The organism is uncultured Cyclobacterium sp., from assembly GCF_963977555.1.
GTDB lineage: Bacteria > Bacteroidota > Bacteroidia > Cytophagales > Cyclobacteriaceae > Cyclobacterium.
Window position 1 is genome coordinate 267,197 of sequence record NZ_CAXBPD010000005.1, and the last position, 14,482, is coordinate 281,678.

16 protein-coding genes are annotated in these 14,482 nt (G+C 38.1%); 2 read left to right on the plus strand and 14 right to left on the minus strand.

All coding sequences use genetic code 11. The annotated features are described in order from the left end of the window. Positions 1-8: 8 nt before the first annotated feature. From AAC073_RS08355 to AAC073_RS08365, 3 genes are all read right to left on the minus strand, one after another. Positions 9-746 (minus strand): DUF5668 domain-containing protein, encoded by a 738-nt coding sequence (locus tag AAC073_RS08355; RefSeq protein ID WP_339923396.1) that lies wholly within the window; start codon positions 744-746, stop codon positions 9-11. Between the two features lie 107 nt (positions 747-853). Then, positions 854-1,546: a 2-C-methyl-D-erythritol 4-phosphate cytidylyltransferase gene (locus AAC073_RS08360; protein WP_339923397.1), complete on the minus strand. Its 693-nt coding sequence runs from the start codon at positions 1,544-1,546 to the stop codon at positions 854-856. A gap of 8 nt (positions 1,547-1,554) precedes the next feature. Further along, the gene (locus AAC073_RS08365) at positions 1,555-2,205 is read right to left on the minus strand and encodes a metal-dependent transcriptional regulator (protein WP_339923398.1); all 651 of its coding nucleotides are present in this window, start codon (positions 2,203-2,205) and stop codon (positions 1,555-1,557) included. A 202-nt stretch (positions 2,206-2,407) separates the two neighbouring features. Here AAC073_RS08365 and AAC073_RS08370 point away from each other — a divergent pair, with 202 nt between their 5' ends. Beyond that, positions 2,408-3,226 (plus strand): ZIP family metal transporter, encoded by an 819-nt coding sequence (locus tag AAC073_RS08370; protein ID WP_339923399.1) that lies wholly within the window; start codon positions 2,408-2,410, stop codon positions 3,224-3,226. A gap of 4 nt (positions 3,227-3,230) precedes the next feature. Here AAC073_RS08370 and AAC073_RS08375 read toward each other — a convergent pair whose 3' ends face one another. The 11 genes from AAC073_RS08375 to AAC073_RS08425 all read right to left on the minus strand — a co-directional run bounded on the left by AAC073_RS08375 (position 3,231) and on the right by AAC073_RS08425 (position 13,446). After that, positions 3,231-4,214, minus strand: coding sequence for a D-glycerate dehydrogenase (locus AAC073_RS08375; RefSeq protein ID WP_339923400.1), 984 nt, complete (start codon positions 4,212-4,214; stop codon positions 3,231-3,233). A gap of 74 nt (positions 4,215-4,288) precedes the next feature. Next, positions 4,289-5,356 (minus strand): M42 family metallopeptidase, encoded by a 1,068-nt coding sequence (locus AAC073_RS08380; RefSeq protein ID WP_339923401.1) that lies wholly within the window; start codon positions 5,354-5,356, stop codon positions 4,289-4,291. 241 nt (positions 5,357-5,597) lie between these two features. After that, positions 5,598-7,226 (minus strand): long-chain fatty acid--CoA ligase, encoded by a 1,629-nt coding sequence (locus AAC073_RS08385; protein ID WP_339923402.1) that lies wholly within the window; start codon positions 7,224-7,226, stop codon positions 5,598-5,600. Positions 7,227-7,805: 579 nt separating this feature from the next. Further along, positions 7,806-8,270, minus strand: a complete 465-nt coding sequence (locus tag AAC073_RS08390; RefSeq protein ID WP_339923403.1) for a hypothetical protein — start codon at positions 8,268-8,270, stop codon at positions 7,806-7,808. A 54-nt stretch (positions 8,271-8,324) separates the two neighbouring features. Beyond that, positions 8,325-8,876: a TetR/AcrR family transcriptional regulator gene (locus AAC073_RS08395; RefSeq protein ID WP_339923404.1), complete on the minus strand. Its 552-nt coding sequence runs from the start codon at positions 8,874-8,876 to the stop codon at positions 8,325-8,327. A 71-nt stretch (positions 8,877-8,947) separates the two neighbouring features. Continuing rightward, positions 8,948-9,931, minus strand: a complete 984-nt coding sequence (locus AAC073_RS08400; RefSeq protein ID WP_339923405.1) for a serine hydrolase — start codon at positions 9,929-9,931, stop codon at positions 8,948-8,950. A 3-nt stretch (positions 9,932-9,934) separates the two neighbouring features. Beyond that, complete coding sequence (locus AAC073_RS08405) at positions 9,935-10,075, minus strand: hypothetical protein (protein WP_339923406.1); 141 nt, start codon at positions 10,073-10,075, stop codon at positions 9,935-9,937. A gap of 80 nt (positions 10,076-10,155) precedes the next feature. After that, the gene (locus AAC073_RS08410; RefSeq protein WP_339923407.1) at positions 10,156-10,554 is read right to left on the minus strand and encodes a hypothetical protein; all 399 of its coding nucleotides are present in this window, start codon (positions 10,552-10,554) and stop codon (positions 10,156-10,158) included. A gap of 300 nt (positions 10,555-10,854) precedes the next feature. Next, positions 10,855-11,160 (minus strand): EthD family reductase, encoded by a 306-nt coding sequence (locus AAC073_RS08415; RefSeq protein ID WP_339923408.1) that lies wholly within the window; start codon positions 11,158-11,160, stop codon positions 10,855-10,857. A gap of 180 nt (positions 11,161-11,340) precedes the next feature. After that, positions 11,341-12,117: a hypothetical protein gene (locus AAC073_RS08420; RefSeq protein ID WP_339923409.1), complete on the minus strand. Its 777-nt coding sequence runs from the start codon at positions 12,115-12,117 to the stop codon at positions 11,341-11,343. A gap of 132 nt (positions 12,118-12,249) precedes the next feature. Beyond that, on the minus strand, positions 12,250-13,446 hold the full coding sequence (locus AAC073_RS08425; RefSeq protein WP_339923410.1) for a hypothetical protein: 1,197 nt from the start codon (positions 13,444-13,446) through the stop codon (positions 12,250-12,252). 400 nt (positions 13,447-13,846) lie between these two features. On the opposite strand from AAC073_RS08425, the gene AAC073_RS08430 reads away from it, so the two are divergent. After that, positions 13,847-14,476, plus strand: a complete 630-nt coding sequence (locus AAC073_RS08430; RefSeq protein ID WP_339923411.1) for a sigma-70 family RNA polymerase sigma factor — start codon at positions 13,847-13,849, stop codon at positions 14,474-14,476. Positions 14,477-14,482 lie beyond the last annotated feature (6 nt).

A 14,482-nucleotide genomic window follows, 5' to 3' on the forward strand; every position in this document is an offset into this window, starting at 1 on the left:
CTTAATTTTTAGTAGGATGATATTTCTATCCCTCCAAATATAACAGACCCTGTAAGAATCAATCTCTTGTCGACATTTTGAACGCTTCCTTGCTGAGTATATCTTTTGTCATCTATACCGGCAGCCAGGTTACTCACACCCATCTGAACATCCCAATTTGGAGGCACAATTAATTTCAAGCCGCCAAAGGCAACGGAGACTTTCAAAACTGCTTGATCTTGAATGTCTGCATGCATTAAATCTATATCGGCACCACCGAAAACACTGGTTATTTCTCCTCCTTTAAAATCCTTGGACATAACCTTTCGCTTTATCCCGGTAAGAAATGCGTCAACTTTGATATAATTAGAACTGTCGTGACCCAATGAACCAACACCCTCAGCTATGCCTTTGTCAAAGCCTTTTTCCCATCCTTGCATATTAGAGGTTTTGTCCCTGTTTTTCTTTACAATTATGTACAAACCCAATACCATCAAGCCTATAGGGAACAGCAAAGACCCCATATGATAGGGTAGAAAAAACGAGTCTTTTAATAGGAAAATACTACCTATTAGAATTAAAACTACTGAGCCAGTATTCTGAAACCTATTCCTGTAGCCTGTATAAATCCCTATTGCGATTAATATCATCGGCCAGGAAAAAATCCAAAAGGGGATAAAAAAACCCAATTGCTTTAGCAAAAGCAATGATCCAATGACTAGAATTATTACACCTAGTGCAAAATTTCCATTTCTCTTTCCATTCATATTTTAAGTATTTATTTGATGGATGAAAGGTAGGCCTAGAGACTTCGAAAAAATAAAACTATTCGACTAAACTTAAAACTTTGCAGATAAACGACCTGATTTTCCTGTTAATTAGTTTTAGATTCCAATAAATAATTGGCAAAACTCAGGTCTTCTGGCGTCGTAAGCTTTATATTTTCTTGATTTCCAGCAATTAAATGTACTTCCCAGCCCATATTTTCATAAACTGTAGCATCGTCTGTAAAGAATGGTTCCTCATCAGATAGGAAAGCAGCTTTTATTTTTTTTAACAGAAAAGTCTGTGGCGTTTGTACCAGCCTAAATGCATCTCTGTTTTTATATTGGGAAATTCCATTGGTATCCACCTTCCTGATAGAGTCTTTTAGGGGAATTACGGCTATGGCACTTCCGTGAAGGCTGGCTTCAGCAAAACTAAGCTGAATCACTTTTTCAGAAACAAAAGGTCGCACACCATCGTGAATTGCCACCAGGCCATCTTCCTCGGCAATGTTGTTTAGCCCGTTTTTGACCGAGTTAAATCTACTTGAACCTCCTTTAACCAACCTATGTGACACCTTAAAAGAATGTTTTTTGCACAAATCCTTCCAATATTTGAATTGGCTTTCTGGCAAAACTAAAATTAGGTTTATCGTAGGGTCATAAGCATTAAATTTAATTAATGTATGCATTAATACGGGCAATCCACCTATAGGTAAAAATTGTTTGGGTATCTCTCCTCCCATCCTCACTCCAGCTCCGCCAGCTACTATAATGGCATGTTTTTCATTTCGCTTTACCATAGTTGTTATCAACTAACCAATAGTTTAGAACATACCAGTGCAGATAGCACTTCAGTCTTCCCTCCATAGGAAACCTTCATGTTTTTGTCATACGCTTCAACTTCCAGAATCTCTACTTCCACCCCTAGCGCTAATCCTTTGCTGTTGAGGTATTTTAAAAACTCATCTGTCGTCTTGCTCAAAGCCTTTAAAGTCACCAATTCTTTTGGTTGGCAATCTGTCAATAACCGGAATTTCTGAGTGGCAAACTCGCCGCTACTAGACGGAATCGGAGAACCATGAGGATCCCGCTCCGGAAAACCTAAAATCTCATCCATCCTATCGAAAAAGGCAACTGATTGAATATGCTCCAATTGCTCCGCTATTTCATGTACCTCTTCCCATCCAAACCCCATCTTCTCAACCAAATACATTTCTGTAAGCCTGTGCTTTCTTATGATCATTGCCGCCATCTTCCTGCCTTTCAGTGTAATTTTAAGCGGCTTGTACTTTTCATACTCCAGTAAACCCATTCCAGCTAACTTCTTAACCATACTGTTAACCGATGGAAGACTGACTTCTAGCGCCTGAGCTATACTTGTTGTATTAACGTCATCAGTCGCTATGGCTTGATTAAAGATCACTTTCAGGTAATTCTCTATAGATTGGCTATTGGTCATTGCTGTAGTATTTCATAACAAAGATAAAAAAATATTGAAATAAATTTGTTAGCCAAATCTAACTATTTAAATTTGCCATGGCTAAATAAAAACTGAACTTAGCTAAACAAAATTAGTTATAAGTGATATTCATAAGGTTAAGGCATGTTCGAGGACGGATCTAACTTGTCGCAAGAAAAATCTTTTTAAAATAAAAAAAATTATGTTCGATACCATTGTTGACTACTTAAGTAGTATATCCCCAGCTTATGCTGCATTAATAGCTACCACATTCACCTGGTTTGTCACAGCCGTAGGTGCTGGGTTTGTATTTTTCTTTAAAAACATAAACCGGAGGGTCATGGACATTATGATGGGCTTTACAGGTGGCGTGATGGTTGCGGCAAGTTTTTGGAGTCTTTTAGCTCCGGCCATCAATATGAGTGAAGGAGAGAATTTTGTTAAGGTAATGCCTGCCGCTTTGGGTTTTCTTGGTGGGGCAATATTTATTTTCATTCTTGACAAGATTTTGCCACATCTGCACGTAAATTTCAAGAAAGTAGAAGGTATAAAAACCCCATGGCAAAAAACAACGCTCTTGGTGCTTGCCATAACGATGCATAATATTCCCGAAGGACTGGCCGTAGGCGTATTGTTTGGCGGTGCCGCCGCAGGCATTCCAGAAGCCTCTATCGCAGGAGCAGTCATTCTGGCGATAGGAATAGGCTTACAAAATCTTCCTGAGGGAGTTGCAGTGGCTGTTCCACTCAGGAGAATGGGAATGAGTAGGAGGAAAAGCTTTATGCTGGGACAATCCTCTGCCTTGGTGGAGCCAATAGCAGGTGTCCTCGGTGCAGTGGCCGTCACAATATTCACCCCCATTTTGCCCTATGCTCTGGCCTTTGCCGCTGGGGCTATGATCTTCGTAGTAATAGAAGAAGTAGTGCCTGAATCCCAGCAAGGAGGCAACACCGATTTGGCCACTATGGGCTTCATCGGTGGTTTTATCATCATGATGGTTTTAGACGTAGCCCTCGGTTAAAACCTTACTGTTTGCCTTGCCGTACCTCTGGATTAACAGGATATGGTAAAGGATCTCCTTTCAGTCCTGCAATGATATTCTCAACTGCACAGGTAGACATTTTGTCCCTTGTTTCCTTCGTAGCCGAGCCAATATGTGGGAAGACAACTGCATTTTCCATTTCCAACAATGGGTTATCTTTGGCCATAGGCTCAGGATTTGTAACATCCAATCCTGCACCCCAGATAATTTTCTTGCTTAATGCTTCGATAAGGTCTTCTTCCTTGTGTACACCTCCACGGGCAGTATTGATAAATATTGCTGAAGATTTCATTTTTTTAAACTGCTCCATCCCAAACATTCCTTGTGTTTCGGAGGTAAGCGCCGTATGGACAGAGACGACATCACTCTGGGCCAAAAGCTCATCCATGCTTACTTTTTTAGCTCCAAGTTCCTTTTCTGCTTCGGCATTGGTGCTGCGGTTGTGGTAGAGAATTTTCATACCCCAAGACTGGGTAACTATTTTAGCAAGCTCTGTCCCTATCCTTCCCAAGCCAACAATTCCAAGGGTTTTCCCTGCTAAATCAAAGCCCAAGTCCTGGGTCGGCTGGGAGGCACCCCATTCTCCTTGTTTTATTTTATTGTGAAGGTAAAGAGCCTTTCGGGCAACTGTTAACATCAGTAGCAGGGCCGTCTCAGCCGTAGCTTTATTTAAAACATTTGGCGTATTTCCCACGGGCACCCCATTTTCCGTAGCGGCTTTAATGTCTACTCCATCGAAACCTACTGAATGCAGTGCTACAACTTTCAGGTGTTTGCATTCTTTGAAAAAATCAGCATCCAGCCCCGCCTGCCCAACACTTAAAAAAGCATCATGCCCTTTACAGAACTGAATGGCTTGGCCTCTATCCAATATGGGCTTTTCCTTCCATACGGTATAATCAATTCCTGCTTCATTCAGCAATTTAAATCCTATTTCGGGGATAATCTTATTTATAAAAACTTTCATAAACTTTGTGTTTAGCAAAAAAAAGGTACTCATAAAATCAATAAAGACGGGTAAACACCCGTCTTTATCGGTGTTTACTTAACGTATCGGAAATCAAATTTTTGATCAAAATCCTTTAAAAAGGCAAGCATTAAGCCAATGACATTATTGATATCCTCTTTACTGGCTGTTTCAACAGTGGTATGCATGTATTTTAGTGGCAAAGAAATCAAGGCCGCTGGTACACCTCCATTAGAGTAGGCAAATGCATCTGTGTCAGTACCAGTACTTCTTGAAGAGGCTGATCTTTGAAAAGGAATTTCTTCTTTTCTGGCACTGGCTATGATTAAATCCAATAATTTTTTATGTACCGCAGCTCCACAAGTTAAGACAGGACCTTTTCCAGCAGTGTAATCACCACTTGCGATTTTACTGTACATTGGGGCGGTAGTATCATGACATACATCGGTGATAATAGCCACATCAGGTTTGATTCTGGCAGCTATCATTTCTGCACCCCTTAAGCCTATTTCTTCCTGTACAGCATTGACGATATACAATCCAAAAGGCAATTTGACATTTTCTTCCTTCAACATCCTGGCCACTTCTGCAATCATATAACCCCCAATTCGGTTATCGAGGGCACGACCAGAATAAAACTTTTTATTCAATTCGGTCAACTCATCTTTAAATGTAATGACACAGCCCACATGCACCCCCATTTCAAGTACCTCATCTTTTGATCTAGCCCCTATATCAATGAATATATTATCCATTTTAGGCGTTTCTTCTTTTGCCTTGTCCCTCACATGAATGGCTGGCCAGCCAAAAACACCGGGTACAATTCCTTTGTCCGTATGAATATTGACACGCATCGATGGGGCGATCATATGGTCTGACCCACCATTCCTAACCACATAAATGTATCCTTCTGGGGTAATATAATTGACAAACCAACTGATTTCATCCGCGTGTGCCTCTATGACAACCTTGAATTCTGCTTCGGGATTGATGACACCAACAGCTGACCCATAGGGATCTGTAAAATAATCATCAACAAAAGGCTTGATATAATCCAACCAAATCTGTTGCCCTGAAGCCTCAAAACCTGTTGGTGATGCATTGTTAAGGTATTTGTAAAGAAATTTCTCGTTAGTATCCATATCTAAATTAAATTGTATTGCCTACTTAGTCACAAAATGGCTGCCAATAAACCTTTCCCTGAACATAATTCAGACAAAGCCATTTAGGAGCTAGCATTGGGATAAAGTTACACACAAGAATGTTAGGGTAAAAATTGTCCCGTACACATTCTTAAGAAGTAGTAATAATTTCTTGGTTATAGCTTTTTTCAAGTAAGCTAATCCACTATGGCTTCCACATTTAGTCTAACCAAGATTGGGGTCAAGAAAGATTTCCTTCAGCAAAAAGCCTTCTAATTTCTTTCTTGTCAAACTTTCCTGTGCTGGTCTTTGGTACTTCGTTGATAAAAACAAATGCTTTAGGAATCTGGTACTTTACAAAGTCCCTTGATAAAAATGCAATTAATTCTTCCTCCAAAACCCCATCGTCCTTGTCCATCAAAACCATAGCAGCCAAAGGCACTTCAACCCATTTATCGTCTGGAATTCCAATTACTGCAGCTTCCCTAATTTTAGGATGTGCCATTATTGCTGATTCTAGCGCCACGCTGGAAATCCATTCCCCTCCGCTTTTTATGAGGTCTTTAATTCTATCCTTAATTTCCATGTACCCACCCTCATCTATTGTACTTACATCCCCCGTTTTAAACCAGCCATCTTTTGTGAAATTTTCATTGTTATTCGTTTTAAAATAAGCGCCAACGATCCAAACTCCTTTTGTTTGTAGCTCCCCTATGGAAATACCATCATTAGGAGCAACCTTGCCATCCTCTGTCACCACCCTTAACTCTACACCAGGAAGAGGAATGCCCTGATTGGCTCGAACGGCAACTTTTTCTTCGTAGGATAAAAGATCATGTTTTGGCTGAAGTCTACTGACTGTTGCCAATGGAGAGGTCTCGGTCATTCCCCAAACTTGAACTCCTTTTATCCCGAAGTCTTTATCAAAAGCTTCAATAAGGCTTTTTGTAAGTGCAGAACCGCCAACAAGGTACTCCTCTAGTGCTAATTTTTCTTTCGGTGGATTTATTTTCAGAGCATGATACACACCCAGCCAAATGGTTGGGACACCATTGGCTTTATTTACTTTTTCTTTCAAAAGGATGGTAATGATTTCTTCAGGTTTTAGATTAGATGAAGGAAGCACCATATCTGAACCCGACAACAAGCAGCTATAGGGTAAACCCCATGCCATCACATGAAACTGGGGGATTATGAGTAAAACGACATCTCTATTACTAAAATTAAAAGCATTAGGGGCGATAATAGCGGAGGCATGTAGGTAGGTAGATCTATGAGAATACAAGACCCCTTTTGGCAGCCCTGTGGTTCCACTTGTATAACAAATACAGCAAGCGTCATTTTCATTGATTTCAGGCCATTCAAAATCCTGGGATTGTTCTGCCAGCAAATCTTCGTAATACAGGGTATGTGGCAAGCTGGTATTGAATCCTTTTGGCGCATTTAGTAAGACAAAACATTCAACAGTTTCCAGTAAGGGCGCTATTTTTTCTAGTAGAGGGACCAGCGTAGCATCCACAAAAATCACCTTGTCTTCAGAGTTATTGATAATGTACTCCGTTTGGTTGTCAGACAATCGAATATTTATTGGATGGCAAATTGCTCCTACGCCAGATATCCCATAATACAACTCTACATGCGTGCCATGGTTCCATGCAAAAGTCCCTACCATGTCCCCTTTTGTGATTCCTAATTTTTGAATCAAGGCATTGGCTAACTTTTTACTCCTATTGTACATGTCACCGAAAAGATACTCATGACGTCCTCCATCTGGTAAATAAGAGATAATCTTTTTATGTCGATAGACACTGTTTCCAAACTCAAGAATAGTATTTGTCGTGAGCGGATAATTCATCATTAAGCCTTCCATTCCAGAAATTTTTGGGTTTATGTCATTTTAAATTCAACGCTAGCTACTTTCTGTACTTCTTAAGAGTACCGGTTAAATTGTGAATAAATACAAAATCACAATCTTTTAACAAATTTCACTATACTAATCTACTGATTTTTTGAAGGGTACAAAATTAATAGTGGATACGTGGTAGAATACCCATTTAATCAGGCATAAATGATTGCATTGCCCTAACAATCACCTTTATTATCAATTTCTGTTCTAGGTTAAAGATAAAATGCTAACAAGCCTTACTTCAATGACCCCATACTTTATTCAATTGGCACTTAGATAGCAAGGCTTTCACCATGTTTAGCTCCTTCTCACTACCAGGTTAAATGCTCAATAAATAATGCATCTAAGGTTTTCAATGACCCTCATATCAACAGGCTTGAAAGCTTTCCTTACTCATCAAATTAGGTAAGAAAGCTGTTAGAGAACCCACACAAGTTATAAAATAAGGCCTAAGTGCAATAAATACTTTATTACGCTTAAGCCTTATATATGCAAAATACCCGTAAAACTTATTAAGGAAAAATTTAAATTTAATCCCTGAACTTATAAAAAGTATTCTTTTACTTGTTTCAATAGTTTATGCCCATCAGGATCTGCTTGCGTTTTTAATTGACACAAATTTTCAGCCCATTCAGATGTCCGAATTCGAAGAGGGGGATTTGCAAGTTTGGCTACATGGAGGACAACAGCTGCCACTTCTACGCTAGTCTGGTAAAGGGAAGGCCTTTCCTTATCCTTGGCTCGATTTTGTGCCCCTTCAATGTATTTTTGAAATATTGGCGCATAGACACCCGTCGCCATTTCTCCTTTTTCATTGACTGTTTTGGCTACCGCATTGTTCATGAACTCGGTAGCTATTCCTCCGGGTTCAACTAGTGAAAACTGTATATTGAAAGGCTCGCTAATATAAGATGCAAGCGCTTCCGTAAAACCTTGATTTGCAAATAGAATAGCACTTTCAAACCCTACTCCTGTAGATGTTCCGGTAATTAATACGTTCTTTTTCATGGTTTTTAGTATTTATGGAATGAATATTCATTCCAATTTTTAAGTAAAAAAAAATTATTCCTTAATCGCATCCCACACCATATGCATTTGATTTTTAAGCGTGGGAACTTTAGTTGAAGATTGCGTAAAATGATAACGCAAATAGGACATGATTGCTCCTCCTATAAAAATAAATATTTCATCTATTGCTATATTTTTAATTATCCTTTCTTCTTGCCCTTTTTGCACCAACTTGTATACAGGTTCATACGAATTTTCACCCTTTCTAACACTGTCTTTAGTAATAATGGGTGAGGCTTGCAGTTGTTCCATAAACTTAAAGTAGACCGGTTGGTCTATAAAGAACTGTATAACTGCTGTGAAATAATTTTCAAATTGAGTCTTGATGGGTTGATCTGATTTAAAAGTAGCGAACATCGATTTCTCCTTTTCTTTTATAGAAACGTAAATCTCGTTTATCAATATTTCTTTATTGGGAAAATAATTATAAATCGTACCCATTCCTGTACCTGCAGCCTTGGCAATCGCCGACATGGGCGTATTATGAACCCCATTATCTGTAAGGAGTTTCAATGCTGATGACAATATGGCCTCTTTTTTATTCACTGTACAAAGGTAAGTAATTTGGAATGAATATTCCAAATTACTTACCTATTTATTTTTAGTTTAGCTTAAAATCAATAAGAATTAGTAGCTGCTTTTGGCTCTTCTCCACCTATGGTATTCATTAATTCCGGAGCCATACTTGTGATCGCATTGGTCAACTCACCTAAAGCTGATACATTGGAAAGGATTATCACACCATTTTTGGCTTTCACATCTATAATCATTGAAGAGGTATAGCCTCCGGTTCCTCCGTTGTGCCAATTCCAAACAGCTCCCGATTCGGTTTGGATAACACTCCAGCCTAAGGCCATGGAATAATTCTCGTTTATCTCAAAAAATGCTGTTCTTGATAGCGTCAGTTCTTTGTTTGAACTATCAAATTGAGCTAGTGCAAACTTTGACATGTCATTGACCGTAGACAAAATTCCACCGGCTCCCATAAGTACCGACATGTCCCAATTGGATACCTCCTCCCCTTTATCATTCAGTCCCTTAACCAACTTGTCCTCTATCTTGCTCCTCAAAGTAGTTGATGCCTTCATCCCGTACTTCGAAAAAATCTCTTTTTGAAGTAACGTTTCGTATGTCATCTTCGCTTTATTACTTAGCACATAGCCGAGCATTCCTACACCGAGATTAGAGTAATCAGAAACCGCACCAGGTTTATGTTTCATTTTCAATTCTTTTGTCAGGTAGGTTTTCAGTTCTTCTTCCCCAAAATCTTTATAAGGATTTTCCAAACTTACATTTTCAAGGTTTGCTGGAATTCGAGGAAGTCCGGAAGTATGGGTAGCCAATTGCTTAAGCGTAATTTCCACACCGTCTTTTAGTGGGTAGTGAAGGTAATCGCCAATTTGATCTTCGATATTCACCGTGCTATCCTTCAAAAAATTGGCAAGCAAAGTTCCGGTAAAGACTTTAGTGATGGATCCTATTTCGAAAACCATGTCTTGATTTTGAATTATCATTGTTGAATCCTGAACGCGTTTGACTCCAACATAATTAACCTTCCCATTTTCAATAAGGGCTATGGCAACCTCAGCTTGATTTGGCAATGCTTACGCCTTGTCAAATATTAATTCATATTGGGCTTCAGCCAATTTTTCTAATTCTTCAACCTGAGTTTTAGATTCTTTAGAGGGGGAATTTCCACAGCCATAGACTACAAACATGATAAGCATTTGAAAATACCTCATCATTAATTTTTTGAGTTAAGGACCTCCGATAGAGGAATTTTTAAGCACTTTTCTAACCAACACATACGAATAAAGCCGCCAATTTAAATAACCAATTTGCTATCCTTTTTAACTATGATAATACATAGAATTGTTGAAACAAGGGTCAGGAACGTTCCAAGAATCAACTCCAATAGGCTTTCCGAAAAAAGATTACCTATGGTATTCAATCCAAAAAACGCTGCAAAAACCCAAATGAATGCATTTATAATTTTATTCTCTTTTTTTCTTTCAATCAGTTTGAGTTTTACGAAGAGTATGGTCAATAGGAATATATTCAATAGTATTGAGATGGTTTCAAAAGTTTTCATCTCCTCCACCGACTTAAGTCTTCCAGCCCAAACTTTATCGTAGGGAATAAATTCAAAAAAGACCAAAAAGTGAAACACTAAAACTACTCCAAGTAAGCAAAACATAATCACTAACGCCTTCCTCTTATCCATTTACCAATATTTTCAACTTTTTAAAACAATTAGAAACGATATACCTTAATACTAATTTACTAAGAGACCAAACGGTACAAATTAGATTTTTAAATCTTTAGCAAACAGAAATCAAAAAAGAACGGGTTTCCATGATCACCTTTACTGTCCTTAAACCACACCTAATCCACTATATTTTGTCGACATGGATGCACAAAATGCAACAATACCCTAACATTAGAATAAATCGCTTAAGCCCTGCACTCCACTTTGGATAGATTTATTCATTGATGTATTTCTAATTCATAGATTTGTTCCAAATTAACTTTGAACCTCTCCGATCATAACATCAACGCCGCCGCTTGCGAAGTTGGGAATGTCATTAACTGCAGCTTGTCCTTCAGGAGATGCCATTTGTTTTTTTAGTTCTTCGATGGTTTCAAAATACAATTCTGCCATTCTGTATTGGGAAGGTTTTCCACCATCTGGTGTCCCAGAAAATTTTGTAAATTCCACCTTACTTAGGCCTTTAATTTTTGCGGCGATGGGAAGGTGAGTTTCAGCATAATATTCCTCAAAAGCCTCAACATCTACAGGGTGACCATACATTACAACTAATTTTACCATAACTTATTTTTTTTGTGTTAGTTAGATTTATTTAAAGTAATAATAAAATTGGCTGAATACCCAGGATATTGAATAAAAGCCTCAATTCTTCTGAAAATATCTTACCATTATTCTCAAATTGAAACAATACCTCTTGCAAGAAGTTGAATTCGGTCCGCTAACCTGACAAGGTTATAAAAATCAATAGTCGAATGTATATTTAAAATTGCCAAGGCAAGGATGATACCCAGGATCGATCCCAAAATAATTAATTTTCTTTTCGATCAATTTATCATCAATATAAAGGTTTTCTTCAATAATATTCTCTCGATCAAAGATTTTAATCAATCTCTTTTGAGCATCATATTTATAGGTTTTAAAATAGATCAATCCACCATTGACGGTTTCCTTTTTTTCCTCTATTAATAAATTCTTGGCAAATTTGTAAGTTGTGACATGATGCTTTTCAGCATTTTTAGTGTAATCAATTTTGGTCTTCAACTGTCCGTTGGTATACTCATAGGTATTGAATCCACCCCAGCTTTCCCATTCTTTCACCAATAAATTATGCTCAAACTCTCTGGGGGCTTCGCTTACACCTTCACTTACCATATTTCCATTACCATCAAAGTCAGTGAATTTGAATTTGATATTCACCAATTGATTCATCTCATTGTAAATGAATGTCTTTTCAGATTTTCGGTAATCTGATTCAAAAATTTCATACACCAATTGGGCCTCATTGTTGTAGGTGAAATTAGTAGTATAAAGTATATCACCATCGACAAGGGTAGTTTCTGAAATCAATTTTCCCATGTCATATTCATATTCCACCCTTCTCAGGCTTTCATTAGAATTCACTTGGCAAAAGACATTCATTGCACTTGGTTCAGAAAGCAATGGCAGTTGATAATTTTCCTCAAGCGCACAACTTGAGAAAATTAATAGAATTATTAATAGATTTAGAAATGTTCTCATTCTGATTAAATTTTGGATTCAATAATCAAGACGTTAAAACAATACTACTTGCCACAAACATTATTATTTTACTCTCCTAAAATGGGGTATGCTTATGCTATTGCTATCACTACAAAAATGTTTGATAGCCTTTCAATCCATAATTATTTCAATTTCCATTTGATTCCATTTGTAATAGGTACTGTGGTTATTTCCAGCATCAGACCAGATCAAGACCATCTTTTTGCCATCTTTGCTAATCCATTTTGGACTTAACTTCATACCATAAGTACGGTTTTCCTTGTCATCGGGATAAAAAGAATCTTTGTAATAAAATTGTTTCCATGACCCCCAAGGGTTCTCTGAATACCAAAACCCAATACTTCCTGGAAGTGGGCAATCCCTACACCAGCCATCCCAGTATTCCTTTGTTGGATCCTTTACTCCATAGCTGGTCATGACATACAGATCCAAACCGGCATTGTACACGACACTCGGAAACCAGCTGGACCACATCCATTGTTCACCTTCACCTGCCTCAGGATACTGAATAGTAGCCCCTCTCTTGCTCATGTCTGAAGTCCAAGTTGGTTGATTGTTTCTGATTCCTTGGAAATATTCATAGGCATCTTTTTCCAGTATCTTTTCCTTATGCACCCTAGCCAAAGCCAGGTTTCTTGGATCATGTTGTTCGGGAGAATACATATAAATATACTCATCCTTAGCAGCCGAGTTGGCTTTTCCATTTTGCAAAAAAGCAATCCAATTGAAAGCATACGCCTCTTTCCCCTCCTTAGGCCGTGGATCTTCCTTATGGAAAAAAAAGGCTGTTGAATCTAACTGCTGGTAAGATTTGTAGTTTTCCAAAGTACCATCCCAACGGTAAACCGTTTTACCAAAATCTTTTGTATATAATAGTCTGTTAGCAGTGGCTCTTCGATACCAGGTGTCTGTTTCACTTCTCCAAAGCCACACGTAAATAGTGCTGTCTACAGCCAAAGTCCCGTAACCATACAATGGAGAATCGACTAAGCTAATGGGCCAGCCGGGCATTTTTTTAACCTCATCATTAGAAAAGTTCTGGTCCCCTGAAATCTGTAACAGCATTGAACCCTCCCAATCGGCCAAGCTGTTCAATTTATCTGAGCTCCCCCACCATCCATTCCCATCATCTAGAATTGTATATACATTGTCATCTATGGCCCAGGTCTGGCACCAGTTGTCCCCAAAATTCCCTTTACGCTGAAGTGTTGTAGCATCAAAACGCACCCCAATCGGATTGGTCTGCGAAAAGGCAGTAAATGTGCTCATTATGAGCAAAAGAACTATTAAATATTTTTCTATCTTCATATTGGTTTAATAAATAGTAAAACTTGTGCAATTGATGCTAAAAAATTAAGGTAGTGCACCCACCTTTTTTAATTGAAGGACATTGGTCAAATATTATTTTTCAACTGTTTAGTACAACCTTCAGCAAAACACATAAAATAACGGTGCGCTCACTAACTGTGAGCAGACAACAAAAGCATTAAACAGGCAAAAGTTAATTTATAACCTTGCCTAGTTCTCATCCGAGGTTAAAATTATTATTTTTTTCACAAAGCACAACCCCTTAACAAAACCCTTGTCATTCTGAAAAACAAACACATCAAATATTGATTTTTAAAAAATTAATAAAACTTTATGGGGTCATTTAACTACTTGGCTTCCTCTTTATATTATACAGCCTAAAAATTCATTAAATCAACCAATGATTAATTCAAAACATACCAAAAATGCAGAAATTTCTACTTTAAAGCATGATAACTCTATTAAACAATATGAGAGCAGAACAGATATGGACATTTGGAGTGCTTTTAATAAAGGGAATGAAGCCGCATTCAATTACATCTACCGAGTTTATGCTCCATCATTGTTTCAATATGGGGGACAATTTTCTAAAGATGAGGCAATACTACAGGATTGCATACAGAATATATTTATTGAATTAAGGCGAAAGAGAGGCCATTTGACAGAGGTAAGCAATATAAGGGCCTATTTATACAAGACTATGCAAAGAGAAGTGGTACGAATGATAAAGCGAGAGAAACGCACTTCTATTCTATCGTGTGGGCTAGACGAGAGGATTTTCCCTATAGAAATCTGCCATGAAACCAAACTCATCCAACAGGAATATGAAATTGAAAGGAAAGAAATAATTGTCTCGGCCATGAACCAGCTAAGTCCCCGTCAAAGACAGGCCATCCTGCTACTTTATGAGGAGGGGATGAATTTTAAGGAAATTAAAGAAGTGATGGAATTTAGTGAGGTAAAGTCGGCCAGGAAAATTATCTACAGGGCTTTGGCTTCACTAAAAGTCATCATCAAGAATAAACAGTAGAACGAA

Excerpts from the sequence above, each read along its gene's own strand:
- AAC073_RS08355 (WP_339923396.1), bottom strand. The coding sequence starts at position 746 with ATGAATGGAAAGAGAAATGGAAATTTTGCACTAGGTGTAATAATTCTA.
- AAC073_RS08360 (WP_339923397.1), bottom strand. The coding sequence starts at position 1,546 with ATGGTAAAGCGAAATGAAAAACATGCCATTATAGTAGCTGGCGGAGCT.
- AAC073_RS08365 (WP_339923398.1), bottom strand. The coding sequence starts at position 2,205 with ATGACCAATAGCCAATCTATAGAGAATTACCTGAAAGTGATCTTTAAT.
- AAC073_RS08370 (WP_339923399.1), top strand. The coding sequence starts at position 2,408 with ATGTTCGATACCATTGTTGACTACTTAAGTAGTATATCCCCAGCTTAT.
- AAC073_RS08375 (WP_339923400.1), bottom strand. The coding sequence starts at position 4,214 with ATGAAAGTTTTTATAAATAAGATTATCCCCGAAATAGGATTTAAATTG.
- AAC073_RS08380 (WP_339923401.1), bottom strand. The coding sequence starts at position 5,356 with ATGGATACTAACGAGAAATTTCTTTACAAATACCTTAACAATGCATCA.
- AAC073_RS08385 (WP_339923402.1), bottom strand. The coding sequence starts at position 7,226 with ATGGAAGGCTTAATGATGAATTATCCGCTCACGACAAATACTATTCTT.
- AAC073_RS08390 (WP_339923403.1), bottom strand. The coding sequence starts at position 8,270 with ATGAAAAAGAACGTATTAATTACCGGAACATCTACAGGAGTAGGGTTT.
- AAC073_RS08405 (WP_339923406.1), bottom strand. The coding sequence starts at position 10,075 with ATGATGAGGTATTTTCAAATGCTTATCATGTTTGTAGTCTATGGCTGT.
- AAC073_RS08410 (WP_339923407.1), bottom strand. The coding sequence starts at position 10,554 with ATGGATAAGAGGAAGGCGTTAGTGATTATGTTTTGCTTACTTGGAGTA.
- AAC073_RS08415 (WP_339923408.1), bottom strand. The coding sequence starts at position 11,160 with ATGGTAAAATTAGTTGTAATGTATGGTCACCCTGTAGATGTTGAGGCT.
- AAC073_RS08420 (WP_339923409.1), bottom strand. The coding sequence starts at position 12,117 with ATGAGAACATTTCTAAATCTATTAATAATTCTATTAATTTTCTCAAGT.
- AAC073_RS08425 (WP_339923410.1), bottom strand. The coding sequence starts at position 13,446 with ATGAAGATAGAAAAATATTTAATAGTTCTTTTGCTCATAATGAGCACA.
- AAC073_RS08430 (WP_339923411.1), top strand. The coding sequence starts at position 13,847 with ATGATTAATTCAAAACATACCAAAAATGCAGAAATTTCTACTTTAAAG.